24 protein-coding genes and 1 pseudogene are annotated in these 25,129 nt (G+C 41.7%); 4 read left to right on the forward strand and 21 right to left on the reverse strand.

From position 1 onward, the window contains the following. Positions 1-72: 72 nt before the first annotated feature. From GBI66_RS07625 to GBI66_RS07640, 4 genes and pseudogenes are all read right to left on the reverse strand, one after another. On the reverse strand, positions 73-717 hold the full coding sequence (locus tag GBI66_RS07625; RefSeq protein ID WP_151715667.1) for a hypothetical protein: 645 nt from the start codon (positions 715-717) through the stop codon (positions 73-75). Between the two features lie 845 nt (positions 718-1,562). Next, positions 1,563-1,835: pseudogene (locus GBI66_RS07630) on the reverse strand (PAAR domain-containing protein); the annotation flags it as partial. A 17-nt stretch (positions 1,836-1,852) separates the two neighbouring features. After that, positions 1,853-2,275, reverse strand: coding sequence for a PAAR domain-containing protein (locus GBI66_RS07635; RefSeq protein WP_151715668.1), 423 nt, complete (start codon positions 2,273-2,275; stop codon positions 1,853-1,855). Positions 2,276-2,525: 250 nt separating this feature from the next. Then, on the reverse strand, positions 2,526-3,935 hold the full coding sequence (locus GBI66_RS07640) for an FAD-binding oxidoreductase (protein WP_004775981.1): 1,410 nt from the start codon (positions 3,933-3,935) through the stop codon (positions 2,526-2,528). Positions 3,936-4,282: 347 nt separating this feature from the next. Between GBI66_RS07640 and serA the strand changes: the two genes are divergently transcribed. From serA to GBI66_RS07660, 4 genes are all read left to right on the forward strand, one after another. Continuing rightward, a complete protein-coding gene (gene serA / locus GBI66_RS07645) occupies positions 4,283-5,515 on the forward strand; it encodes a phosphoglycerate dehydrogenase (protein WP_004775983.1) in 1,233 nt (410 codons plus the stop codon). Between the two features lie 103 nt (positions 5,516-5,618). After that, a complete protein-coding gene (locus GBI66_RS07650; protein WP_151715669.1) occupies positions 5,619-6,500 on the forward strand; it encodes a DMT family transporter in 882 nt (293 codons plus the stop codon). Positions 6,501-6,553: 53 nt separating this feature from the next. Continuing rightward, on the forward strand, positions 6,554-7,411 hold the full coding sequence (locus tag GBI66_RS07655) for a DMT family transporter (protein ID WP_047430672.1): 858 nt from the start codon (positions 6,554-6,556) through the stop codon (positions 7,409-7,411). A gap of 36 nt (positions 7,412-7,447) precedes the next feature. Then, positions 7,448-8,365: a LysR family transcriptional regulator gene (locus tag GBI66_RS07660; RefSeq protein ID WP_151715670.1), complete on the forward strand. Its 918-nt coding sequence runs from the start codon at positions 7,448-7,450 to the stop codon at positions 8,363-8,365. A gap of 54 nt (positions 8,366-8,419) precedes the next feature. On the opposite strand, the gene madM is transcribed toward GBI66_RS07660, so the two are convergent. From madM to GBI66_RS07745, 17 genes are all read right to left on the reverse strand, one after another. After that, the gene (madM, locus tag GBI66_RS07665) at positions 8,420-9,181 is read right to left on the reverse strand and encodes a malonate transporter subunit MadM (RefSeq protein WP_101235384.1); all 762 of its coding nucleotides are present in this window, start codon (positions 9,179-9,181) and stop codon (positions 8,420-8,422) included. A gap of 39 nt (positions 9,182-9,220) precedes the next feature. Beyond that, on the reverse strand, positions 9,221-9,622 hold the full coding sequence (gene madL, locus GBI66_RS07670; protein WP_151715671.1) for a malonate transporter subunit MadL: 402 nt from the start codon (positions 9,620-9,622) through the stop codon (positions 9,221-9,223). Positions 9,623-9,663: 41 nt separating this feature from the next. Next, positions 9,664-10,608 carry a malonate decarboxylase subunit epsilon gene (gene mdcH, locus GBI66_RS07675; RefSeq protein WP_151715672.1) on the reverse strand — a complete coding sequence of 315 codons (945 nt, stop codon included), beginning with the start codon at positions 10,606-10,608 and terminating at the stop codon, positions 9,664-9,666. Between the two features lie 12 nt (positions 10,609-10,620). Continuing rightward, entirely contained in the window at positions 10,621-11,229 is a 609-nt protein-coding gene (locus tag GBI66_RS07680) for a malonate decarboxylase holo-ACP synthase (RefSeq protein ID WP_151715673.1), read from the reverse strand. Then, complete coding sequence (gene mdcE / locus GBI66_RS07685; protein ID WP_151715674.1) at positions 11,220-12,047, reverse strand: biotin-independent malonate decarboxylase subunit gamma; 828 nt, start codon at positions 12,045-12,047, stop codon at positions 11,220-11,222. The genes GBI66_RS07680 and mdcE overlap by 10 nt, the downstream gene beginning before the upstream one ends. Beyond that, complete coding sequence (locus GBI66_RS07690; RefSeq protein WP_151715675.1) at positions 12,044-12,895, reverse strand: biotin-independent malonate decarboxylase subunit beta; 852 nt, start codon at positions 12,893-12,895, stop codon at positions 12,044-12,046. Before GBI66_RS07690 ends, mdcE begins: the two co-directional genes overlap by 4 nt. Further along, positions 12,888-13,187: a malonate decarboxylase subunit delta gene (locus GBI66_RS07695; protein ID WP_047430667.1), complete on the reverse strand. Its 300-nt coding sequence runs from the start codon at positions 13,185-13,187 to the stop codon at positions 12,888-12,890. The genes GBI66_RS07690 and GBI66_RS07695 overlap by 8 nt, the downstream gene beginning before the upstream one ends. 2 nt (positions 13,188-13,189) lie before the next feature. Further along, positions 13,190-14,074 carry a triphosphoribosyl-dephospho-CoA synthase gene (locus GBI66_RS07700; RefSeq protein ID WP_151715676.1) on the reverse strand — a complete coding sequence of 295 codons (885 nt, stop codon included), beginning with the start codon at positions 14,072-14,074 and terminating at the stop codon, positions 13,190-13,192. Then, the gene (mdcA, locus tag GBI66_RS07705) at positions 14,074-15,753 is read right to left on the reverse strand and encodes a malonate decarboxylase subunit alpha (RefSeq protein WP_151715677.1); all 1,680 of its coding nucleotides are present in this window, start codon (positions 15,751-15,753) and stop codon (positions 14,074-14,076) included. Before mdcA ends, GBI66_RS07700 begins: the two co-directional genes overlap by 1 nt. A 157-nt stretch (positions 15,754-15,910) precedes the next feature. Beyond that, positions 15,911-16,684 carry a TSUP family transporter gene (locus GBI66_RS07710; RefSeq protein WP_151715678.1) on the reverse strand — a complete coding sequence of 258 codons (774 nt, stop codon included), beginning with the start codon at positions 16,682-16,684 and terminating at the stop codon, positions 15,911-15,913. 11 nt (positions 16,685-16,695) lie between these two features. Then, positions 16,696-17,589 (reverse strand): tRNA pseudouridine(55) synthase TruB, encoded by an 894-nt coding sequence (gene truB, locus GBI66_RS07715; RefSeq protein WP_151715679.1) that lies wholly within the window; start codon positions 17,587-17,589, stop codon positions 16,696-16,698. A gap of 137 nt (positions 17,590-17,726) precedes the next feature. Then, positions 17,727-18,098: a 50S ribosomal protein L19 gene (gene rplS / locus GBI66_RS07720; RefSeq protein ID WP_004803988.1), complete on the reverse strand. Its 372-nt coding sequence runs from the start codon at positions 18,096-18,098 to the stop codon at positions 17,727-17,729. A 194-nt stretch (positions 18,099-18,292) separates the two neighbouring features. Continuing rightward, positions 18,293-19,033 (reverse strand): tRNA (guanosine(37)-N1)-methyltransferase TrmD, encoded by a 741-nt coding sequence (gene trmD, locus GBI66_RS07725; RefSeq protein ID WP_151715680.1) that lies wholly within the window; start codon positions 19,031-19,033, stop codon positions 18,293-18,295. A 45-nt stretch (positions 19,034-19,078) separates the two neighbouring features. After that, the gene (gene rimM / locus GBI66_RS07730; protein WP_004803983.1) at positions 19,079-19,627 is read right to left on the reverse strand and encodes a ribosome maturation factor RimM; all 549 of its coding nucleotides are present in this window, start codon (positions 19,625-19,627) and stop codon (positions 19,079-19,081) included. A 16-nt stretch (positions 19,628-19,643) separates the two neighbouring features. Continuing rightward, a complete protein-coding gene (gene rpsP / locus GBI66_RS07735; RefSeq protein ID WP_004660208.1) occupies positions 19,644-19,901 on the reverse strand; it encodes a 30S ribosomal protein S16 in 258 nt (85 codons plus the stop codon). Between the two features lie 163 nt (positions 19,902-20,064). Next, complete coding sequence (locus GBI66_RS07740; RefSeq protein WP_151715681.1) at positions 20,065-20,640, reverse strand: type IV pilin protein; 576 nt, start codon at positions 20,638-20,640, stop codon at positions 20,065-20,067. Next, positions 20,624-25,129, reverse strand: coding sequence for a PilC/PilY family type IV pilus protein (locus GBI66_RS07745; protein ID WP_151715682.1), 4,506 nt, complete (start codon positions 25,127-25,129; stop codon positions 20,624-20,626). Before GBI66_RS07745 ends, GBI66_RS07740 begins: the two co-directional genes overlap by 17 nt.

The following is a 25,129-nucleotide window of genomic DNA, read 5'->3' on the forward strand; positions in this document are numbered from 1 at the left end:
AAGGAATGAAAAAGGAAATAGATCACTCCCAACCTAAACATTGGTGGGTTATGAGCTGTAGAATATAAATGGCTAATTTAAAACAATATTTTTACTTTTTATATTATAGATAAAAGTAGTAGTAAATTTATTGGAGTCGACACCTACTCCTATATCCCTATTATTCTTAATAAAAAAACTAGATATATCTGAATAAGCAACCCTTTTTTTATTCTCAATTAGGCTTTGTAGTGTCATATCAGCACAGTAATCAGGTAGAGATTTTTTTACGGAAAGGCAAGGTGAAATAAAACTATTTATACTCTTCAATACATCATACTTAGAAATTTTTTTATCTTTAAGATATTCTGAAAGACTTAGCTCCTTTTTATTGGAGAGACTCAGTGTGTAATATTTATTAAAGTATCTTTCTGTTGAGTTGCTGATGTTATAATTAATTGAAAAACTTAATATATCCTCATTCTGAAATAGTTTTTCAAAACTAATTTCTGTAGGGTACTGCTCATCTTCTCTATCAAAATTAGTTGCAATAAATTTATAAATAGAATTATTAATCTCTTTAAATTGTTTTCCTTTTATTGATGGATATGAACCACTTAATTGAAGATTATGGTTTGGAATAATATCATTACTCATTAAGTCGTTATTTGTTTTTGCATTTCCTATAGTTATGTATGAAAAAAACATAAATATTAAACTGAATACTTTAAACTTCATGCTGCTTTCCAAAAGATAGTATGGCCTGCTGTTACTTTGGCAGTTAGTGATTTGCTAACGTTGCTACCCGTGTTGTATTCAAAATTACCAGTCGTCCAGTTTGTATTATCTTTAAAAACTTTTGCAGGAATTTCATAGAAAATACCACTATATTTAACTCGTCCTTTAGGATATTCCTTCAATGAGCCGACTAGGAATTCATCATATATCGCTTTAGAGATTGTGATTTTCTTATATTCTCTAAACTTAGCATGTGGCTTATTTGTATTATCTTTATATTTATACGGACTTTCTAATCCCCACGCTAAGAAATCTGTTCCATCCCAATGTGTTGCACCATCTGTAGGATCCTCCTCTCCTAGACAAACTTTTAAAACACCCTTGCGAGCAAGTCCATATTTAGGGTCTTCTGCTTTTCCATTGTTTGGCTTATCTGGTAAGGGTGTCTTTGTTCCTGTGGGCATAGTGGAATAGCCCGACATTAATAATGAATGTAGATCCCTTTTCACTTGTTTTGCGTAATTGTTAGCAGTGAAAGCAATATATATACATTCTATGGTTGCTGTTCCTGATTCGTGTGAAACAACCCTTGAACATTCTTGGAATTTTTTATGAGTAATATTTGCATATTGAGGGGAGATAAAATCGCTATCTGATTTCTTTCCATTACAACCATATACATTTTCAAGATCACCTGTCCCATTGGAAATTCTTCCTTCATATAACCCAGTATCTATATTGTAGTAATAACCATTCAAAAGCTCATTTTTGCTCTCAGTTAAATTGTTATTGAAATTTTTTTGAGAGCTAATAGATTGAAACAGAGGGGGATATGAACCTAAACTAGAACTGCGTCTATCTCCAACAACATGAAATTGTTTAGGCAAAATTTTAGCACCACAAGTAAGCTGATCACCGACATAAGCAACGGCTTTGCCATCAAGAATAATATGATCATGACTTTTAATAATCTTTGACCAACATTTACATTTAGGGCAGAAATGCCCATCACCAGCCACTAAGAATAAATTTCCCATTTGGGATATTCTTGATTGAGTTGCAGGGATGATACCACCATGATTTGTCACCGAGTTATGAATTGCAAAACCTACGGCCACGATTGTCTCCTAAGAAATTAGTCATGACTAAGAAAACCTTGAGGAATTTCTCGATCAGCATATAAACGATACTCAAAAACAGATTGTAGGCTTTCGATGATTTCATCACCATTTTCTAAACGACTACCAACAAGTGCAATGTCATATCCTTCAATTGACCCTACTTCGCCAGCACCCGATATAATTTTAGAGGTTGTCCCGTCCTCATAAATAGCTTCATCACCAACGACAGCAAGAAGATGTCCCTGTGCTTTTATTTTTTGGTTAATCGTCGCTCTGACTAAACCACCATTTTTTGTTTTAGAACCATGTGTCGCAAAAAAGAACTTTTTATGTTTTTGCTTATTCATAAACTCTTGTTCAGCAGCAATACGTTCTTGAATCTCCTCTATAGATAAATTGAACACCTCATCTTGAGATAAAAAATTTTTTGGACTCACTTATATACCCTCATTCTTATTTAATTGAATCATTAACATTAAATACATTATTATTTTTTATTTAGCTAACGAAATTAAATATGACCTTTATAGTTGGCATATAATATCAATAAATAGCAAAAAATAAGTTTATATATTTATATTTTCATTATAAAAAGAAAAGTACAGTATTAACTTTTTATTTCATAAGCAATAAAAAAGCGCATCTTTCGATACGCTTTTAGCAGAATTTCTTTTATTTAATCAAGCATTAAAGATCAAATAATTTACCTGGATTCATAATCCCTTTCGGATCGAATGCCAACTTCAATGCTTTCATATATTCAATTTCTTCAGGCGAACGTGAATACTCTAAATATGGCTTCTTGGTCATGCCCACACCGTGCTCGGCAGAGATTGAACCATCATATTTTTTCACGGTATCAAATACATATTTATTCACTACCTGACACTTCGCAAAGAACTCATCTTTGGTCAAGTTTTCAGGTTTTAGAATATTTAAGTGCAAGTTACCATCACCGATATGACCAAACCAGCAGATTTCAAAGTCAGGATAGTTATCTTGAACAATTGTATCAATCTCACGAATAAATGCAGGTACGTGGGTAATTAATACTGAAATGTCATTTTTGTATGGAATAAACGGCGCGATTGATTCAGAAATATCTTCGCGTAAACGCCATAAGCTTTCGACCTGATCAAGGCTCTGGCTCATAACGCCATCAAGTACCCAACCTTGCTCCATACAATGCTCAAAGATTTCCATTGCCTTGTCGACAATCGGCTCATAAGGCGCTTCAAACTCAAGCAATACGTAGAATGGGCATTGTGTCTCAAATGGACGTTGTACATGACCGCGGTCGAGTACCTTTTGCATTGCAAGTTCACCAAAGAACTCAAATGCTGTTAAGTCGATATCTTTCTGGAAAGCATGTAATACAGGCATTACTGCATCAAAATCAGGCACACCGAGAACCAGTACCTGTAAGTTCTGTGGCTGACGCTCAAGCTTGATTTCAGCTTCAGTGACTAAACCCAATGTGCCTTCGCCACCGATAAATAAATGCTGAAGCGAATAACCCGTCGCATTCTTAATCATGCCTTTGTTTAAACGCAGCACATCACCTTTACCTGTAACGACTGTCAAGCCAAGTACCCAGTTACGGGTCATGCCGTATTTAATAACTTTAATACCGCCCGCATTGGTCCCGATATTACCGCCAATCTGGCTTGAGCCCGCTGATGCAAAGTCCACTGGATAGTACATGCCTTGTTCTTCGGCATAATTCTGTAATTGCTCAGTCACCACACCTGCTTGTACTCGTACCATACGATCCGCTGGGTAGAATTCAAGAATCTGGTTCATCTTGTCAAAGCTAATTACGATCTCGCCATTGGTTGCGACCGCGCCTGCTGAAAGGCCTGTACGACCGCCTGATGGAGTAATTGCAACATTAAACTGGTTGGCAAGTTTGACAATGGCCTGCACTTGTTCAGTGCTTGAAGGGAAAACGATGACTGATGGGTTCGGATCAAAATGTTTAGTGTGATCACGTCCCCAATTTTCCAAACTGTCGGCATCGGTTTTAATACGGTTTTCACCCACAATTGCCGTTAATTGGGTCAATAACTCAGGTGTTAAAGCGACTGAAGCATTCATCGTTTACAGGCCTAGCAAGAAGTAAAGATAGAGCGTCTGGATAACAATATAATATTTTTCAATATTTTAAATTGTAGTATCCAACATATAGAAACTCGGCAGAACAGCGCAAACCTGATGGTTTCAGGTTTGACTATCAGATACCTGCATTTTACATAGAAGCAGGCATGGGATAAAGCGTAGGTTAAAGATACTGTAATAACAAAATGTGTTTAACCAATAAAATTCAGTCTTAACTGAAAAATTATCATCAATTCTGATGCGGTAATTTTAAACGAAATATTTATATCTCAAAGCTGTATGCTATAGTACTGCAACTAAATTTTGGCCTTTGTAGCGGAGCCGTAATGAGCCAACATCTATCACTACCTAAAGACAAAATCCGTTTCCTTCTGTTAGAAGGTGTGCATCAAAATGCCATCGATACCTTAAATGCAGCGGGTTATACCAACATCGATTACCACAAAACTGCGCTTGAAGGCGAAGCTTTGAAAGAAGCGGTTAAAGACGCTCACTTCATTGGTATTCGTTCCCGTACACAATTGACTGAAGAAATCTTTGCAGCCGCGAATAAACTGATCGCGGTTGGCTGTTTCTGTATTGGTACAAACCAAGTCGATTTAAAAGCGGCAATGTCTCGTGGTATCCCAGTTTTCAATGCACCGTATTCAAATACGCGTTCGGTTGCAGAATTGGTTCTTGCTGAAACGATTCTGTTGCTTCGTCGTGTACCTGAAAAATCGAAAGATACACATGCGGGCGGTTGGAATAAAGCTGCGGTGGGTTCGTTTGAAACTCGTGGTAAGACTTTGGGTATCGTCGGTTACGGCTCGATCGGTTCACAACTTTCTGTATTGGCAGAAAGCTTAGGCATGAAAGTCATCTACTTTGATGCTGTGACTAAATTACCATTAGGTAATGCACGTCAAGTTGGCTCTTTAGATGAACTTTTAGAAACTGCGGATGTGGTGACTTTACACGTTCCAGATGTTCCATCTACGCGTAACTTCTTCAAGAAAGAACAGTTCGCGAAAATGAAAAAAGGCTCAATCTTCTTGAACGCAGCACGTGGTACATGTGTTGTGATCGAAGACTTGGCTGATGCAATCAAATCAGGCCACATCGCTGGTGCAGCGGTTGACGTATTCCCGAAAGAACCAAAAGCAAATGGCGAAGAATTCCTGTCTCCACTCCGTGGCTTAGACAATGTGATCTTAACTCCGCACGTGGGTGGTTCAACGATGGAAGCGCAAGCAAACATCGGTTTAGAAGTTGCTGAAAAATTCGTTGCTTATTCAGACAAAGGTATGACCCTTTCTGCGGTGAACTTCCCAGAAATCGCATTACCACTTTCTGATGGTCAGCACCGTTTGCTGCACATCCACAAAAACGTTCCGGGTGTGTTATCGAAAATCAATACATTGTTCGCTGAACAAGGCATCAACATCTCTGGTCAGTCGTTAATGACAAAAGGTGATATCGGTTACTTGGTGATGGATGTTGACGCATCTGCATCTCAAGAAGCGCTTGATACTTTGAACCACGTTGAAGGCACCATCCGCGTTCGGGTATTGTTCTAAGCAATATTTAGAATAATGTCGAAAAAGCCACAGTTGATGCTGTGGCTTTTTTATGGGCGTTTGACTTATTATGTGAATATTATACCAACTGTTAAATAATAAAATGTCGACCCCAATGCTGAAAACACCACTACATGCTTTATTGCTGTTGATGATTGCCATGTTGTGTGTGCAAGGCAGTGGTTCTTTAGCCAAAGTCCTGTTTCAAAGCTTTCCTGTACTAACCGTCTCTGCCATGCGCCTGTTTTTTGGTGCAATCATTCTGGCCATTATTTTTAAGATCTGGACCATTAATTTCAAAGTGGTTCGCTGGAAAGCCATTCTGACTTATGGCGTCGCCCTTGCAGGGATGAATGCCTTGTTCTACTTATCGCTTGAACGCTTACCTCTAGGTTTAGCTGTTGCCTTTGAATTTATCGGTCCCTTAAGTGTGGCGCTCTATCATGCCCGCCAAAAATACGATTTTATTTGGGTCGGCTGTGCCATTTTAGGTCTGGTCTTATTGTTTCCATTACAGCAAGCGCAACAAGGTCTGGACCTCGTCGGGGTATTCTTTGCTGTGAGTGCGGGTGCGTGTTGGGCTCTGTATATTATTGCGGGGCAAAAACCGTCAGGCATCTCGGGTAATCACACCGTCTGCTTAGGCATGTCAATTGGTATGCTCTGCTTACTGCCTTTTGCTCTCTTTTCAGGGGCAATCGATCGGGTCTTTGAACTGCCAAATTTATATTATTTTATTGGGCTTGCGATTTTAGCAAGTGCCTTACCCTTTACCTTAGAAATGATCGCCTTGCGCAGTTTAACTCCTCTTAGCTTTGGTACATTGATGAGTCTGGAACCCGCAGTGGCTGCACTCTCAGGCTTTATCTTTCTGGGTGAAATGTTACTTTGGAATCAGTGGCTTGCCTTGGGTACAATTATCATTGCTTCGATTGGCTGTACCTTTACCACGCAACAAGCTCGACAACAAAAAGAGGTGAAATAGAAAATGTTATTCCATCTCAAAAATGGCAGTAGCGAGCGTCTCGGATATCTCCCATGAAAAATCTTCAGTTAGTCGCTGTGTTGTATATGGTTTTGTCCATGTTGTCTTATCAAATCAGTGCTTCATTCGCCAAGCAATTGATTGCCACACTCGATCCACTCACAGTGACGATTTTAAGACTGTGTTTTGCCACCATTCTGGTGGCAGTCATGTTTCGTTCATGGAAAATCATTTCCAAATTAAAGGAACTCAAATGGCGTGATTTACTGTGTTATAGCGCTGCCTTGTGCTGTATGAATATTCTGTTCTATACCTCTTTAGGCAAGCTTCCTCAAGGAATTGCTGTAGGTCTGGAATTTATTGGCCCGCTTGGTTTGGCACTGCTCTCGATTAAACAGCGCAGTGACTATATTTGGGTCGCATTTGCGATTTTAGGTATTGCTTTAATGGTGCCGTGGCATGATGCCAATGCGCAACATTTTTCCTATATCGGTGCGGCCTGTGCATTGAGTGCAGGTTTCTTCTGGGCACTGTATATTTATTATGGACATCGTGTGGTACAGCAAAATATCGGCATGCATGCGCTGACCATTGCGATTGGTTTATCCGCCATGACCTTACTGCCTTTTGGTCTATGGAATAATGCCCCTGTACTTCTGGACACGCAATATTGGGGCAAAGCACTGGTTATTGCACTGCTAGCAACTGCGATACCTTATGCACTGGATTTAATGGCACTGAAACGTCTCAGCAAACTCAGTTATGGGACGCTTTCCAGTCTTGCGCCTGCACTTGCAGCTTTAGCAGGTCTGGTATTGTTACATGAGCGAATTAGCCTGATTCAATGGGTAGCTTTGGCTTGTATTATGGTCGCGTCGATTGGTGTCACGTTGCGCGGAGGGAAGACATAATTTTTTAAGGAAAGGCATTAGGAACTGGAGATTGATATGGAAATTGATGAAGAGCTCACCCTTAAAAAAATACAAATCTTCCTCGCTTTTATGCGTTGTGGAAATCTTTCCAAAACAGCAACTGAAATGCAGCTCAGCAATGTCAGTGTTCATAAAGCCTTACACTCATTGGAAAGTGCCCTACGTTGTCCACTTTTTAAAAATGAAGGTCGTAATTTAATTCCATTAAAGAGCGCTTATGTATTTGAAGAACGTGCGCAAAAAATCGTACAGGACATTTTTATTACGGTAAATAAAACCAGAGAAGCTGCGGGCTTTGCAGCCAAAGTTCTACATTTAGGTTCTCTTTATTCTTTAACCGTAAAGACGATTCCCAATGTGATTAGCGGACTCAAATTAAGACGTAGTGAACTCGATATTCAATTACTTCTTAGTTCCAATCAAGATCTGGTGAAAAAGCTTAAAACGACGGAACTTGATGCCATTATTGTGGCACTTAATGAAACAACACAAGATGATGACTTTGAAATTTTGCCGATGTTCTGTGATGATATTTATTTAGCGGTAAATAAAGACTCTAAATATGCTGTTTTTGATGAAATTGATCTCAGTCTACTCAAAGAAGAGACCTTTTTGACTTTAACTCAAGGCTTTGCCACCCATAATGACAGTGATTTCATTTTTAAAAAAGCTGGTTTTTCGCCTAAAGTCGCCTTACAGCTCAATGATATTTTTACTTTGATCAGTATGGTTAGCTCAGGTGTTGGTTTTGCACTTTTGCCTGGTCGTATTTCTGCGGTATATGAAAGCTCGGTTAAGCTCATTCCTTTAAAACAGCAATACCATCTGCAACAGGAAATTGGGCTGGTATTTCTAAAAAGTAAGGAACGTGATCCCAATTTACTGGCATTAATTGCAGAGTGCCGTATGTTTGCTTCTCATGTGCAGAAATGAATGATAAGCAACTTATAACAAATGAATAAGTTGCAAATATTCATGATTTATCAGTTATCCAAAAATTGCATTTACCGTCAGAAAAAATACAGACGGGCCAAGTAAACAGCCTAGACCTGTATAAAAGGTTGCCACCAATGCACCATAAGGAACTAACCGGACATCTGTACCTGCCAATCCTGCGGCTGTGCCACTGGTTGTACCAGCCAGACCACCAAAGACCATGGCCGAGCGTGGACTTTTTAGATACATGAATTTTGCAAGGAGTGGTGTACCGACCATAAAGAACACCGATTTGATCAGGCCAATTGCAATAGAAAGCGCAATCACATCGGAACTTGCACCAATGGCTGTTCCTGTAATTGGACCCACAATATAAGTCATAGCGCCTGCCCCAATCGTGGTCATGGAAATCGGATCTCGATATCCCATAACCCATGCAACCATTGCACCAATTACAAAAGGAACAATACAGCCAAGCGTGAGAGCAATCAGGCCAATTTTTCCTGCTTTTTTGACTTCTTTAACATCCACTTCAAATGCAGTCGATGCAATTGCCAGATCACGGATCATTGCACCGCCCAACAGTGCAAAGCCAGAGAAAATAGCAATATCAGAAATCCCTTTTGTACCTTGTGTATAGACCCCAGCAAAATAAGCCACCACAAGCCCTAAAGTAATGGCGATTGCCGAGCTTTGCAGTTTTCCTTTGGTCAAATATTTTGACAGCAGATGAGATACAAACATCATCAAACCTGTGACCGCAAGTGCAGTCACCAAAGCATTTTTTGTAAATACCGTAATTAACTCGTCCATTGTTTAAGTCCTTTTGTTATTCATTATCGTGAGGATTATTTATGCTGCTTTTTCAGTGCCTTCTATTGTCCATTCATAGGTTTCATAATCACCACTTAAGCGATTTAAATAACGAATAACCAGCACCGTCCCAATCAGAGAAGCAATAGAAACGATCAGCCCCAACATACCGCCAGATAACGCTGCAACCACATTTTGCCCTGCAGACATCGCCACCACGATTGGAATATACATACCAGACCAATATAAGATTCCAAACTGTGTCACCTGTGGTAAATAACCTTTTTTTGCTAATAATTCTTTAGCGAGAATCAAAAGAATCATAGAGATGGCGACACCACCCACATTGGCTTTTACCCCGATAAGGACACCTAAGGTATTGCCAAGATAATCACCGAGTAAATGACAAATCGCTAAAATTGCTGTTCCATATATAATCATTGTAAATCCCTCATATCCTTGGATTACTTACATTTTTTAAATCATATTCCCATAGAAATCTGATTTTCCTGTTCTTTTTGCATTGCCATTCGAATGCTATCTATGCGCGTTCCCTGAAATGACAATACGGTTCCTTCTTTAAATGTTCGACGTGCAAGTGTCGTCAGTACCGTTCCTGGTAAAGCTTCAATCTGTAATCTGACACCTCGTTCCCATGCCGCCTGAATAGTGCTTTCCCAATCTACAGTGCGACTCATATTAAAAGCCAAGTCATCACCAATCTGTTCTGGCCTGCCAAGTGTACGCGCCGTTGTACCACTTAAATAACGTATTTTAGGCTGCTTTAAAGTCACTCCCTCCATAGACGCTGCAAGCTGCTCAGCTTGCTGACTTAATAATTCACAGTGCGATGGCACCGATACATCTAATTTTTTTGCCACTACGCCTTGTTGCTTCGCCAAAACTGCAACTTGGTTCATGGCTTCAAAGCGACCTGAAATAACGATCTGGTTATGTGCATTAATATTGGCGACAAAAACCTGTGGCGTTATTTCATAAACTTGTTTCACCCACTTCTCAACAGATGTGCGATCTGTACCTATTAATGCGGTCATGCCATATCCCGAAGGATAGGCGTTTTGCATAAGTTCACCACGATAGGCAACCAAACGAACAGCATCTTCATAGGCTAAAACGCCTGCTACAACTGCAGCTGACCAAGCACCAATCGATAGACCCGCGACATAATCAGGCATTAATTTTTCAGCAGTTAATAGGGCTGAACTCACCACACCTGAAATCAGTAAACATAGCTGTACTGAACGTGTCGATTGCAATGCAGCCGAGCTGTCCAACAACAAGACATCTTCTTTAAGTGCATCCGATGCACGCTCAAGGTATTCTTTAACCAGAGCCGTTTGTGGCAGGTCGTGCAGCATATTGCTTCTTTGCACTCCCTGTCCTGGATACACCCAAATCGAAGCCATGATACCTACTCCCTAATTCCATGGGTTTTCTACTAAAACAGCACCATCAGGACGCTTCAATAAAACTTTTCCATGATTCCCAGCCCAGTCTTTTAACGCCAGACCACCTTTTGGCAGTTGTAGCTGTATATCTACATTCAGCCCTGCTTGCTTAAAATTTTCGAGTAACGCAATTGCCTGCTTTTTGGCAAAAGGCTGTTCGGCTCGAATCAACAAATCGATATCGCTGTGCTGAGTGACGGTTTCAATGCCTGTTGCCAGTTCAAAACCGAAACTTCCTGTATATCCCCAATACCCTGAAAAACTTTTCATGATGTTGGAAATGCTCTGTAGACGTCCTGCCAAGTGTTTAAAGTGACTGGTATTTACTTGAGTCAGTACTTCGGGTTTAAGCTGTCTAGTAATGGCAGATCGTGGCATTTGCGTTGCATATCTTTGATGACGAAATTGCCCTCTTACACCCACCGCCACCTGATCTACAGAGGTCATTGCCCGTCGAACGACAACGGGATCGCCTCGTAGCAAAACATCTTTCACCCAAAGCGGAGCATCATCAGCCAAACAACTGACCGTCATGCCCCACAGTAAATCATGGGCTTCCAGCTCAAGTTTCATGACCATTGCTCACGCAATAATTCACGGACTTTTTTAGACATCTGACGATTTTGTCCGTGAAGTCTTTGTTCCAGCCCTCTGGACGGCTCAGCATGAATCTCTTTAAACGCTTGTTCTACAGCCAGCTTTGCCAATGAAAGATCATTCACTGTTGGTTGCTCTGGATTCTCAACCGATAAAAGTTGAGACAACAAACCAAGCGTTGCATAGCTCTCAATGTCATAGGCCATTGGAGGAATGCTTGATGCCAATTGCTCTAACTCATCAACCGACCGCAAAGTAACGCGTGCAGCAGATTCCTTACCCATTGCATGCACCATAACACCTGAATCTTTTAAGGCAATAATACGATTGGCTTGGTATCCATGTGCCAAGAAAGCACCCGACATTGACTTTCCAACCAATAAACTGACAATAGGATGCCCTGCTAATCTGGCTCTGGCATAGCGATCTACTGCACCTGCTAATGCTTGATGGATACCCAGCAATTCTTCACGGCGTCCATAAGCCTGACTAGGCACATCCACCAGACATAAAATGCCGCGTTTCATTTCAGTATTTGCATCGGCTTGAATCACGTCATCGACCGCTTTTGCCAAACTCCAACCTTCCAGCAATCCAACTTCACCTTGTCTTGCACGCGGGAACAGATTATTACTATCTGGAACAACAGCAATTACCCGTAGTGCTTGTTGACCGATCTGACCATCCGCAACCAAAACAGAAGCTGGAAAGCCTTCAACTACCTTAAAACCTTGCGTAAAAGCCTTAAACCAATCTGCACCTCGAGTAGATGCTTTTAATGTATCAACGGCGATATTCATGCTTGCTCTCCTTGATACAAAGCCTGAACCTGTGCTGGAGTAATTTGCTCGGCAGTATCGACTTGTTGTAGCTGCGCTAAATAGAATGCGTAATTTGAACTGCGATGTTGATGAGGCAAACCTTGTTGCAAATAATCAATCACTTGTTGACGGATTATATTGCGGTCATCATCCACATAAGCATCGGCCAAACCACTGGCGAAGCGCTGATTACCACCTGTAATACTCCAAATAAATGGACGATCTTTGGCGTTATATTCTTGTATGCCTGCTTCCTGCTCAATCACTTGTGGGCCATTCAGCCCCAATCTACCTTCTTGCGTCATCACAATATAACTGCATAATCCAGCAGCAATTGACATACCACCAAAGCACCCGACACTCCCAGCAACCACAGCAATCACTGGTTGATACTGACGTAAATTCACAATTGCGGCCTGAATTTCAGCAATTGCAGCCAAACCCAGATTTGCCTCTTGTAAACGAACGCCACCCGTCTCTAACAGTAAAATTGCAGCAGTAGGAATACCCTTAAGATTATCTTCAACCGCAAGCTCTAAAGCGCCCGCAATTTTGGCACCACCGACTTCACCCAAGCTTCCACCTTGGAATAAACCTTCAATTGAAATTAAAACCACTGGCTGTTCTTGAATAGAACCTTTTGCAATCACCACGCCATCATCGGCTTGCGGGACAATATTCTGCCGAATCAACCAAGGTGACATGATGCGTGCAAATGGATCAAGCAACTCTCGGAATGTGTCCTCATCTAACAATGCTTTGGCACGTTCCCTTGCGCTGAGTTCAATAAAATCCTGTTTATTTAACAAGCTCTCGATATCAGTCATGCGCAATCTCCTCTAATGCTTGTTCCAGACGTAAGCGAACCACGCCGGGGGTTGCACCAAAGTCATGAATATCAATTTTGACCGCTGGCGGTGTCTGTGCAGTAAAAATTCGTTCAAATAGATTGTGCCAACGTGCCGCACTACCATCTACCGAAGTGACGACATGAATAGAAGCTTTCCCTTTCTCGCCAGGTTCCATCAGAATTTCTAAATCACCCGAGCCCACACATCCTACTAACGCTTTTTTTACAGGTGGCTCTGTCGCCACAAACTCAAAATGAAGAGTTTCCATCATCAAAATCCCTCTTTATTTTTTAAAGTTGACTGCTCAACACGATCTATAAACAAGGTTGCTGCCAACAAATCTGCAGCACCGCCGGCAGAAGCTTTCATACGAAGCAGATCAATCTCTAAAAGATGCAAAGCACGTCGACCTTCCAAGCTGGAGCTTCCGCCCAAATCCAGTACTTGCTGTGCCCCTTCCTGCATACGCTTTAAACCCGATATTCCCGAGCGATAAAGCACGCAGGTATCGGTCAGGTCAGTCATCATGGCAAGCAAGGCATCTAGACGAGCGAACGCTTCTTTCATAGGTTTACTGCGACTTTGATAAAGCTGCTTTAAACCAAAATTCACAATCGTTGGAAAACCTTGTTGAGCCTGTTCTTTGGCGCCTAAGATGCCTAATTTCTTTTGTACCTGCTGACCATGACTTAAAGCCTGCTCAGGAATAAAACGATCTTCAAGCTGGGCAATCTGACCTGCTAACTGACATAGCTCAACAGCCGATAAATATTGTTGATTGGTACGTGCCAATGCTGCCGCCGTCACCATTAAACCCAAGGCCCAAATTGCACCGCGATGCGTATTGACGCCACCTGTTGCCAACATCATGACTTTTTCACCTTGGCGACCAATTTCACCAATGTCTTCACGCAAAGCTAAACAAACTTTTCCGTGATGCACTGCGGCTTGAGCCATCGTCTCGAACATCGGCTTTAAGCTTTTTGCAGAGCGCTCCATTAATTCCAAAGTCAGGTCATCATGGGCACCACTGCCACGGCGATCAACCAAGGCTGGTTTTGGTGTCAGATTCACTTCATCAATCAGAGCATCTACCGCCATCTCTGCCAGAAGCTGACTATCGCTGAGTGTTTGATATTGAACTTGTGCCATCATTACCAACTCCTGAATTTTGCAGGGGGTTGATATAGACCATCTGACCATGTCACCAAGTCGGCAATATTTTTCGCAGCTAACAGCTCACGTGTTGCATCGGTGCGGCGAATACCTAAATCTTCAGGGAATACCACTAGACCTTCACGCCTTAAACGCGCTGTCGTTTTAGGGTCTTGGCTTAAACCAATACTAGTCACGCCTGCCACCGCAGCAATCATGGCTTGACGTTCTTCTTGGCTACTTGCTTTATATAGATAAGCAATGCCTTCTTCAGTCAGTAAATGGGTGACATCATCGCCATAAATCATGATCGGTGCTAAAGGTAGACCTGCCGTTTTAGCCACATCAATCGCATCAAGACGCTCTACAAAAGTCGGCTTACCGCCCTCTTGGAAAGTTTCCACCATTTGAACAACCAACTTTTTACCACGTGCCAAATAGGTTTCTGTTTCATTGGTACCTTGCAAACGCATATCAAGCCATGCTGGCGTATCGTGACGACGTCCACGCGGATCATGCCCCATGTTTGGTGCACCACCGAAACCCGCCAAACGCCCTTTGGTAACAGTCGAAGAATGGCCCATGCTATCAACCTGCAACGTTGCACCGATAAATAAATCAACCGCGTATTGACCTGCCAGCTGACACATCATGCGGTTGGAACGTAATGCACCATCACGGCCTGTAAAGAAAACATCGGGACGAGCTGCAACATATTTTTCCATACCGAGTTCGGTACCAAAACAATGCACGCTTTCAACCCAACCTGTTTCAATCGCTGGAATTAGGGTTGGATGTGGGTTCAGAGTCCAGTTTCGGCAGATTTTTCCTTTTAAACCTAAAGACTCACCATAGGTTGGCAAAATCAGTTCAATCGCCGCAGTGTTAAAACCAATACCATGGTTTAAGGATTGCACATTATGCTTTTCATAAATTCCGCGAATTGCCATCATCGCCATGAGCACATGCACAGGCTTGATATGTTTCGGGTCACGAGTAAATAACGGTTCGATATAAAAAGGCTGGTCTGCCACAACCACATAATCCACCCAAGAAGCAGGAATATCGACGCGGGGTAACTCTGAGACGTCGTCAACCAGTTCATTCACCTGAACAATCACAATACCGTCGCTAAAGGCTGCTGGTTCAATCAGCGCAGGAGAATCTTCAGTACTTGGGCCAGTATAGATATTGCCATGACGGTCTGCCATAAAGCCCGCCGACAGCACCACATTTGGAATTAGATCGACCACCAAACGCGAATACAGTTCGATATAGGTATGAATCGCACCGACTTCCAATAAACCATCTTCAATGAGCTGGCTAATGCGCAAACTCTGTGGGCCAGCAAAAGAAAAGTCCAGTTTTCGAGCAATGCCTTTTTCAAATAGATCGAGATGTTCAGAACGACCAACGCTTGGCATGATCATATGCAGATCATGCAAAACATCTGGATTGGTTTGTGCTAAAGAACGCGAGAGAAAATCTGCCTGTTTTTGATTATTGCCTTCGAGTACAACTCTGTCGCCTGGTATAATCAATGTTTCCAAGACTTTAATAATGTCTTGAGTTGGAATGACCACACCATCGGTATATTGGTTTGCCATATCCAGCTTTAGCTGTTTAGCATGACGCCGCTTTGTCCATAACCGTTCTTTATTCTGAACTGAGCCTTCCATGTGTGCTTACCTATAGATCACAGTTTTATTCTGAATCTATAAAAGCGCTTTATGAAATTTTGATCAATCAACCTACAGTGCTGGTTATTAACCTGAGGTTAATGGTTGTTCAGCAATCGCTGTAATTACAGGATTAAGCCATTATTTATTAAAATATTTATGATGTTCCACTCAGAATCTGATATCCCAATCGGCAAATCAAGATACTCACCAGTATCAAGAATAAAATACGGATAAAGCCACTACCGTATTTTAGAGCCAAACGGACACCCAATAACGAGCCTGCAATATTGGCAACCGCCATCATCATTCCCAAGGCAAAAAGCACATGACCTGTCGGAATAAAGAAGCTGAGTGCTGCCAGATTGGTCATGAAGTTGCCGATCTTTGATAATGCCGAAGCATGTAAGAAATCGACCTGTAAAAAGCGAATGAAAAAGAAAATAAAGAAACTGCCCGTACCTGGACCAAAAATACCATCATAGAAACCAATCGCTAGACTACCCATCGCAGCCAGCACCAGTAACTTTGGCGTGATTTTTTGATCGACGTGCACTTGCCCGAATTGCTTTTTCATAAAGGTGTAAATCGCAATCACGATCAGCATGACCAAAACAATCGGCCTTAGGATATGGGTTGGCACCAAAGATACACAGGCCGCCCCAATGAATGAGCTGATAAAGGCAAATAGTGCAATCACACCGAGTAATGACCATTGCAATTTGACACGACGTACAAATGAAAAAGCCGCAGAACCAGTTCCGCAAATGGAGGCCAGTTTATTGGTTCCAAATAAGGTCGCAGGTGCTGTTTGTGGTAAGGCTCCCATCAATGCAGGAATCTGAATCAAACCGCCACCACCTACGGCAGCATCAATGGTTCCTGCACAAAAAGCAAAGAACACTAAGGTTAGAATCAGTTCCCATTCCATTGACGATACTCTTATAAATTTAACAAGCGTTTTGGTACTAGACGTTTTTTATCGGTGATTTCAGCCAAGCCTAAGCAGCGCTCTCCATCGAACACCAACACTTCAGCTGCGGCTTCATGATCGATATTACTTTCCTGACCATTGCCGAAATACTTTTCACGCCCTTCAGGCAATTGCACCCGAGGAAAATGCTCAACTGGTGAATAGACTGACAGTAATAATGCATCCCGCTCTTCCAAAGAAAGGCTTTCGAGATATTCAATGGTGTAACTTGGATTAATCTCAAAGTGCCCTGTTTGAGTACGATGCAATTTAGTTAAATGCCCACCACAACCCAAAGCCTCACCAATATCTTCACCTAATACACGGATATAAGTGCCTTTTGAGCAAGTCACATCCAATGTCAAACTATCTTCAGTAAAGCCAAGCAAAGTTAAGTTATAAATGGTGACTGGGCGTGCCTCACGCTCAATTTCGACCCCTTTACGCGCCAACTCATAGAGTGGACGACCATCACGTTTCAAGGCGGAATACATCGGTGGCACTTGCTGAATATCACCACGAAATTGTGCCAGAACTTGCTCAATATCTGCTTCTGTTAAAGCGGGCACTTCTCTCTGCTGGAGAATTTCGCCTTCAACATCACCTGTCGCTGTGGTTTGTCCTAATTTGACCGTGGTTTGATAACGTTTGGTTGAATCCAATAAATAATGCGAAAACTTGGTCGCTTCACCCAAACAAATTGGCAATAGCCCTGTTGCCAATGGATCGAGCGCACCTGTATGTCCCGCTTTTTGCGCATTAAAAAGTCGACGCACTTTTTGCAGCGCAGTATTAGAACTTAAACCTAAAGGCTTATTTAATAGGAAAACACCGCTCAAATGACGATAAGAACTTTTTTTCATAAAAGAAAAGTCAAAGCATAAAGGCCTATTTTAGCAAAACTCGGCCTAGGATTTAAAAAAGGATTGGCTTTTAGCCGCAAACAGACATAAAAAAATGCGCCAAAGGCGCATTTTTTTGCTTTACAACAAAGTTAAAATTAACCTTGTTTACGAGCTGGTAACTTTTCACGAATACGTGCAGCTTTACCAGACAACTCGCGTAGGTAGTAAAGTTTAGCACGACGAACGTCACCACGACGTTTCACTTCGATTTTAGCAACGATTGGAGAGTGAGTTTGGAAAACACGCTCAACACCAACACCGCTAGAGATTTTACGAACTGTGAAAGCAGAGTTCAAACCACGATTTTTCTTCGCGATTACAACACCTTCAAATGCTTGAAGACGTTCACGTTCACCCTCTTTTACTTTAACTTGAACGATAACTGTATCGCCCGGTGCAAAAGCAGGGATGTCTGATTTTAACTGTGCATTTTCAACAGCTTGAACTAAAGGATGTTTACCACTCATGTGGAATCTCCAATATGTGCGGGAGAGAAGAGGTCTCTGACACCGCTGGGAATAGAGGCTAAAGCGCATATCTCCCGTTTAACTTTCCCTTTAGAGCAAAATTGCCTTAAAGAGCCTATTTTTAACTTAAACCAAGTTTAAGTAAAACTCGAAGCAACGCTTCTCGTTGGGTGCGAAGACAAACTGATACCAGTTTAACCTTTCGAATTTTTTAGCCATTTAATTTGCTGTTTGCTCAACTCTACTTTTTCCACCAATTCTGGTCGACGGTCTAAAGTACGTTGATAACGCTGCAAAAAACGCCATTTCTCAATATTGGCATGATGTCCTGATTTAAGTACCTCAGGCACATCTAACCCTTCGAAACAATCAGGCTTTGTATATTGCGGACAATCCAATAAACCATCCACAAAAGAATCTTGTATCGCAGATTGCTCATCAGACATGACATTTGGCAATCGACGAATAATACTGTCGAGCAATACCATGGCAGGAAGTTCACCACCCGATAATACGTAATCCCCAATTGACCATTCTTGATCAACATAATGCTGGATTAAACGCTCATCGACCCCTTCATAACGCCCACACAATACAATCAAACCATCATAATCAACGAATTGTTGTACTGCCTGTTCATTTAAGGTTTTGCCTTGCGGTGACATATACACCACTGGCGCATGGACACAGCCTACTTGCATTGCAAGTTGTTTAGCATGGGTAATTGCTTGTGCCAAAGGCTCAGCCATCATCACCATACCAGGACCACCACCGAACGGACGTTCATCCACTCGTTTATAGTTGCCCTCAGCAAAATCTCGTGGGTTAATGCAAGTCACTTGCACGATGTCACGCTTTGCTGCACGCCCGCTAATCCCGTGCGCTGTAATCGCTTCAAACATTTCAGGAAACAATGTGATGACTGCAAAAAACACCGCAGACTCCTTTATTTTCCTGCTGCGCTACTTTCCCCGAAAGGATTAGTAGTCTACGCCCCAATTGACGTAAATACGACCAGCTTCAAGATCAACGCGTTGTACCACATCTTTATGCCAAGGAATCATTCTCTCTTCAGCATCAATGCTATCAGGCGTCGCTTTTACGACCATGACATCATTGGCACCTGTTTCAAACAGTTCATAGATTTGACCGAGATTGACTTCTTGTTCTTCATCATCAAGACCTAACACCGTTAGACCTTTAAGATCAGACCAGTAATACTCGTCTACATCTGCTTTTGGAAGCTGAGATTTGGCAATCCAGATATTCGCGCCAACCAGATTTTCTGCACCAGTACGATCATTCACGTCCTTTAATGCAACAACCAAGCCTTTGCCATGTGGTTTCCAACGTTTTACATCAATAGTTTGCCAACCTGCCTTGGTCTCAATGTACCAAGGAAGGTAGTCAAACATATTGCTCATAGGTTCTGTATTAGAGTAAACCCAGAGCCACCCATTCAATCCATAAGCTGAACGTAACTGTCCAATCTGAATACGATCTTCTGGCACATTCTGTGTCGATGTCATGGGCTACCTACTACAATTATGCAGTAGTTGCAGCTTTTTTAGCTTGAGCAGCTAAAGAAGCAACGCGATCTGAAGGTTGAGCACCTTGAGCAACCCAGTGAGCAAAACGGTCAGCATCTAAACGAACTTTTTCAGCTTTACCTTGTGCAGTTGGGTTAAAGAAACCAATACGCTCGATGAAACGACCATCACGTGCATTGCGGCTATCAGTTACAATGATTTGATAGAATGGACGTTTTTTTGCACCACCGCGCGCTAAACGAATAACAACCATGAGAACAACCTTATAATTTTTACGGATTATCCCTGCGCCGACCATCGGCAACACTTCAAACCCCTTTCATAGAGGGCGATATTCTACGTTATATTTGCCTTGAAAGAAAGATTAAATTTTGGGTTATCCACAGCTCTGAATTTAATTTATAAAATCTGCTGAGTTACCAGTCTTCTGTCTCATTACCGCAGCTTGATGCTGTCATGTTTGCAGCCGTTTTAGTCTTACATTTAAGACCTGTGCTGGTTAATAACAAGGAATAATTCCTCGGACTTTGACTCACGGCTTTTAATGACCATGCCTGAGTATTGACCGTTAATGTTAACGTGAATTTTTGGTTAGCACTCGTTGCTGTCAAAGGTAGAAGCAAGGTGGTGTTGGTTGCGCTAGGTACGGTGTAGTAAGCACCTTGATTCGTCGCGGTTCCTTTCAGCACAAAACCATCATAACTAAAATTGCGTGCCCGATGTTTTTCCAAGAGCTCTGCAACTTTAAGCATTTCTTGTTGTGCTGTAGATAAGTCTGCACGGCGGATATAGGTGTCATAACTTGGAATCGAAATCGCAGCAATAATTGCCACGATTGCCACCGTAATCATCAGCTCAATTAGAGTAAAACCTGTACAAGGTTTCCTCGTTGCACAAGCACAAATGCTCGGTTGGAAGTGGTAAGAAACACGAGGTCTTACCACTTCCGAAGCCACACATCGACATAACTGCATTTTATTCATTACGTTCATACCAAGTGAGTGGCACTAATTGACGACGCATGGTATTCATTGGAAGTTTACTATTCCCAATTTTATCTTTTGCATTTGGATTCAGTAGCTGACGTGTCAGACCATTTTTGTCACTTAAACCAATTCCAGCACCTACCATCGAATCCACAATCCCATGCCCTGCGCCAAAGCTCATAGTCACGTCTTTGATATCTTTTTCACAGACACCAAACGGTAAGCAGAAGCGCTGAACTGTAGTCGCACCATTGGCCTGAATTTTACAACCATTGCCTATAGTGGTATTTGGATTATAGACACTGGCATAAAGGCTCTTATTCATCACCACCATCTCGCTTAAAACCTTACTACCTGTTTGATTGGTGAGACTCACTTCATTACCTTGTGCATCAAGCTCTTTTCCAACCACAGTATTGGCCTGTGCATACCAACCATTAGGCAACATCGCTTTGACTTGTACTAGATTTTTCCCTTTCAAATCACTCGCAGTCAGCATCGCTTTAAGATCAGTTGGTAAGAGTTTAGGCGTGCTATTCCCCGTAGCTGTGAAATTTCTACGTACAACATCCTGATCAAAGAGGTTGTAAATTGTACTGCTTGAGCTTTTATCACTAAATGGAAGACTACGATTTCCCGACGCAATACTCACCACTGCAAGCGGTTGTTCATAACCATACACACTAAAGTTTGGAGCTTCATAGAAACGGCTTGTACTATCTTTAAACAGCACAGTATAAGCACCACAACTCCCTGCTTTTGTAGCAAAGTCTTTGCTTAGATCAATCCGCCATATCTGGCCACCCAGGTCACCAAAATAAAGATGGTCTGCCATACCGTCCCCATCACGATCTACCGCATTGATACGACTTACCACACTAAACAGATCTTTCGCTTTCAATCCATAACTTGTGCTATCTGGGTTACATGAGGTGCTTTGGCTATCTCCTCCGGCATACCAGATCAAATCGCCATTATCGGCATCAAACATATAGACCATACGCCCCTTGGTCGCATCCGTAATTGTAGGTACTGCTTTTTCATATTCCATGTCATAGCCACCACCTACCAACATCACACGTTTTGCAGCACCTTTATACATAATGGTGGTGATCGTCGGTTTAGACCAACTTTGTCCCATGGATGCCAAGGCAGTATTGATGGTGGTTTTATAGCTTCCGTTCGCTTGTAGACTGATAATACGGTTGTTATCAGGATCAATGTGAAATTTGAGTTTTGGTTGGCTGATATCACTCAAATCCAATGCATAGTAACTACGTCCACCCATGCGTAAACCGCCATAGGCAATTTGCTTACCTTTCGCGAGAACTTTACCATCTTTTTTAATTTCACCGACCGTTGCAACCACTTCACTACTGGTACTACCACTACTCATCGCTTTCATACCATATGCATATTCACTATAGGTTGTCCAAGCACCATCGATACCATAGGCCATATTTGCTTTCACACCAGACGGCTTATCCAAGAACGCTTTGCTCTGTTGCGAATTTTCTAGCATCTCATTAGGTACAAAAGCAAAAGTTTCCTCGCCAGTTTTGGCATCGACCACATGTAATAAACCTTGGGTTGTACCAAACAACATATAATCTTTGCGCTCTTTAATACTGTTATCCGCATTAAAAGTCGCTTCCTGAGTCAATTTAATCGGTGTCGAGTGCAGATTCATTCCCACCTGCCAGTTTGTACGATTTGCTTCAGTCAAATCAGCAGTTGTTGCAGCATTACCCACGTTGTAGCCCAATAAATTCATCAGTAAATAGCCTTTAGCATCTGTCTGAGTAGTCGTTCCAGAGCCACATTTCACATCTAGATATTTATTATCAATCGTTTTTAAACCACCCACTTCTGTAAATTGATAAGTTGTCGTATTTGCAATTTGTTGGCAATCACGGTTTATCAATACTTTACGCTCGGTAATAATCGGTTTAGTTGGATCCGAGTTATTCGTTTTATTCTTTAAATTTTTAAGTTTGGCGAGCACACCACCTTTATTCCAGTCTTGTACATCATAACTCGTTGACGCTGCGTCCCAGGCATCTTTGAGTTTATTCACCGAATTATCGCTTTCTACATAATATTTTTTAAAGTTACCTATCCAACTGGCTTTCTCAGTCGGTTCAAACATGCTTTTATAGACTTCATTCGTCATACGATAAGGTGTCAGTGGATCTTCTGGAAGCGTTTGCAAACCAATTGGGTCGCCATCTGTCACACCTAAGTCATCATGAAAATCCTTGATACTTTGTGCAATATTTTGGCTATTCGCAGCGTTATACCAACCACCACCACCTATTACTCCCCAGCGTGCCATATTTTTAATATCTTCTGGATTTCTTGGTAATAAACGGTCTAACAGACTAGTAATCCCTGTGGTTAAACCACTGCCGATCAAACTATTCGGCAATAAACCATCTAAAAGTGCACCCGTAGCACCCAATAAATCTCGTACTGCTTTCGGTACAATACCTGTTAACAGTTGATCTTGTGCCACATTGGTACTTGAGATTTGAGTTAGACCTTTGGTATCAGTACTATTTTCCTGCCCAGCAATATACGCTGGCAGTTGTAAAAATGAGCGATCCAAACCGATCACCGCGGTTTTAATTGGGTTGGCTTTTAATGCCCGAATATCGCGTGCATAAGCACCAATACACTGCCATGTTGCAAAATCAGTATTGTCATTTGAGTTCTTATTATTACCTAGCGTGGTCGACTTCAAATCTGTTGAATTACATCTAAAACTCCAACTATCATTCAAACGGCCATCTTTATATTGGACATTTAAGCTCTGATTATTATCCAATGAACGAGCCATCAAGCGTTCCATCGCAACTTTAGTCGCATCAGATTGACTGCCTTGAGGTTGCAATAAGGAGTCTGTCAAAGTTGGTGCAATCGTTGGCACCCCACCTGCGATCACCATTAAACCATTCGCATCACATTGTGGGGCTGTCGATGGAGGCTGATAAAAGTTGCCATTACTTTTAATCAGTGGGTTAATGCTACTGTTATTTTTTTGGCTGTCTTTAAAACCGCTATATTTGGCATCAACATCGGCACGATATTCATAAAAAATCTCTTGCCTCCCGACTTGTAAAATACCCAACAGATTCAATAGGTTCCCATCGACTTTTTTATAACCAGTGGTATTTACACCCAACAAACCTGCATATTTCCAATCAGCACAGGTCATGCCATCGGCTTTCCAAGCATTACACTCATAATCAGTCCATAGCAGTGATATACCCCCAAGCCCTAACAAAGCATTACGTTTAGCATATTGTCTTGCACCTGTCCCCTTGGTGGTGTTCCCCAATAGGTAGGCACCTGTTTCTGCATAGGTACTCGCCATTGGATTATTACCACCAAGCCCGAGCATGGTAAGCACATCATTTAAGGCATTATTGGTATTTTCCAGATTCAATAATTCACTAACTGCATCAAGTGGGTTACTTAAAATTTTCCCTAGTGTTGCAACTACATCATTGAGTAAACCACTCACCAACTTCGGTACAATCAAAAGTAGACTTTGTAAATTAAATTCACCTTTTGAATCCATATTTGCGCTAGCAATATAGTCAATCATATGTTGACGATGCGTCTGGGTTTTCCCGTTATAGAGATAAGTATCACTAAGTAATTTAGGTTCAAATACAATTGCACCAGCACGATCATTCACGGTTTGGTTATAAGGTGAGACCGATAAGCCGACCATAGTACTATCTGGGATTTGGTCGATATTAGGTAGACCACCCTCACCTTTTTTACCTTTCAGAACATCAGTGAGTGCCATTCGGACACGCGAATTCTTGTCATAGCAACGATAAATCCCTACGGTAGAGGAATTGGTAATTGATTTAAGTAAACTAATATCAATCAGCGGATCACAAGTGTCACGGATATATTGTTCAGCAGATAAACCCGTTTTCACCCCCAATAAGCCATTGAGTAAGTTATCTAATAACTTAACCGTTGCATCCGTAGTCACCACTGTACAAGATTGACGAGGGAAAGGATAAGCTGTACTTGGTTGTTCCGTTTTAATCTCTGCAATTGAATCGAGAATTCCTTGACCTTGACCATTGCCAAGCAAACCTTTCAAGATCGCTTTGTTGACGAGATCGGTCGCCTCTTTAGTCACATCGATTAGATCGGTCTGACCCGCAACTTTAATCCCCAAATTCAAGCCATTTTTACCTAGTACATCGGTAACACCCTGATCGATACACAATGGGTAATCCTTCACTAAATCTAAAAGACCAGCGCCCCCCATACTCCGAGATTGATCAACCATCAACATTAAACGCTTTTTATTCCCTGCTGCTGGCTGATAAATTTCGATATCGCTTGCAGATGCAACCGAAGAAAGTACAAAGAAACTGGACAATACCGTGCAGCTAAACAATAAACCTTTGATTTTTCTTCTTGGTTGATGCTCATTTCGGGTAATTTTTCTTATCTTATTATTCAT

It is taken from the genome of Acinetobacter sp. TUM15071, from assembly GCF_008980925.1.
GTDB lineage: Bacteria > Pseudomonadota > Gammaproteobacteria > Pseudomonadales > Moraxellaceae > Acinetobacter > Acinetobacter dispersus.

Bases quoted from the DNA above. Each gene is read 5' to 3' on its own strand.
- GBI66_RS07625 (WP_151715667.1), bottom strand. From the start codon at position 717: ATGAAGTTTAAAGTATTCAGTTTAATATTTATGTTTTTTTCATACATA.
- GBI66_RS07640 (WP_004775981.1), bottom strand. From the start codon at position 3,935: ATGAATGCTTCAGTCGCTTTAACACCTGAGTTATTGACCCAATTAACG.
- serA (WP_004775983.1), top strand. From the start codon at position 4,283: ATGAGCCAACATCTATCACTACCTAAAGACAAAATCCGTTTCCTTCTG.
- GBI66_RS07650 (WP_151715669.1), top strand. From the start codon at position 5,619: ATGTCGACCCCAATGCTGAAAACACCACTACATGCTTTATTGCTGTTG.
- GBI66_RS07655 (WP_047430672.1), top strand. From the start codon at position 6,554: ATGAAAAATCTTCAGTTAGTCGCTGTGTTGTATATGGTTTTGTCCATG.
- GBI66_RS07660 (WP_151715670.1), top strand. From the start codon at position 7,448: ATGGAAATTGATGAAGAGCTCACCCTTAAAAAAATACAAATCTTCCTC.
- madM (WP_101235384.1), bottom strand. From the start codon at position 9,181: ATGGACGAGTTAATTACGGTATTTACAAAAAATGCTTTGGTGACTGCA.
- madL (WP_151715671.1), bottom strand. From the start codon at position 9,622: ATGATTATATATGGAACAGCAATTTTAGCGATTTGTCATTTACTCGGT.
- mdcH (WP_151715672.1), bottom strand. From the start codon at position 10,608: ATGGCTTCGATTTGGGTGTATCCAGGACAGGGAGTGCAAAGAAGCAAT.
- GBI66_RS07680 (WP_151715673.1), bottom strand. From the start codon at position 11,229: ATGGTCATGAAACTTGAGCTGGAAGCCCATGATTTACTGTGGGGCATG.
- mdcE (WP_151715674.1), bottom strand. From the start codon at position 12,047: ATGAATATCGCCGTTGATACATTAAAAGCATCTACTCGAGGTGCAGAT.
- GBI66_RS07690 (WP_151715675.1), bottom strand. From the start codon at position 12,895: ATGACTGATATCGAGAGCTTGTTAAATAAACAGGATTTTATTGAACTC.
- GBI66_RS07695 (WP_047430667.1), bottom strand. From the start codon at position 13,187: ATGGAAACTCTTCATTTTGAGTTTGTGGCGACAGAGCCACCTGTAAAA.
- GBI66_RS07700 (WP_151715676.1), bottom strand. From the start codon at position 14,074: ATGATGGCACAAGTTCAATATCAAACACTCAGCGATAGTCAGCTTCTG.
- mdcA (WP_151715677.1), bottom strand. From the start codon at position 15,753: ATGGAAGGCTCAGTTCAGAATAAAGAACGGTTATGGACAAAGCGGCGT.
- GBI66_RS07710 (WP_151715678.1), bottom strand. From the start codon at position 16,684: ATGGAATGGGAACTGATTCTAACCTTAGTGTTCTTTGCTTTTTGTGCA.
- truB (WP_151715679.1), bottom strand. From the start codon at position 17,589: ATGAAAAAAAGTTCTTATCGTCATTTGAGCGGTGTTTTCCTATTAAAT.
- rplS (WP_004803988.1), bottom strand. From the start codon at position 18,098: ATGAGTGGTAAACATCCTTTAGTTCAAGCTGTTGAAAATGCACAGTTA.
- rimM (WP_004803983.1), bottom strand. From the start codon at position 19,627: ATGACATCGACACAGAATGTGCCAGAAGATCGTATTCAGATTGGACAG.
- rpsP (WP_004660208.1), bottom strand. From the start codon at position 19,901: ATGGTTGTTATTCGTTTAGCGCGCGGTGGTGCAAAAAAACGTCCATTC.
- GBI66_RS07740 (WP_151715681.1), bottom strand. From the start codon at position 20,640: ATGAACGTAATGAATAAAATGCAGTTATGTCGATGTGTGGCTTCGGAA.
- GBI66_RS07745 (WP_151715682.1), bottom strand. From the start codon at position 25,129: ATGAATAATAAGATAAGAAAAATTACCCGAAATGAGCATCAACCAAGA.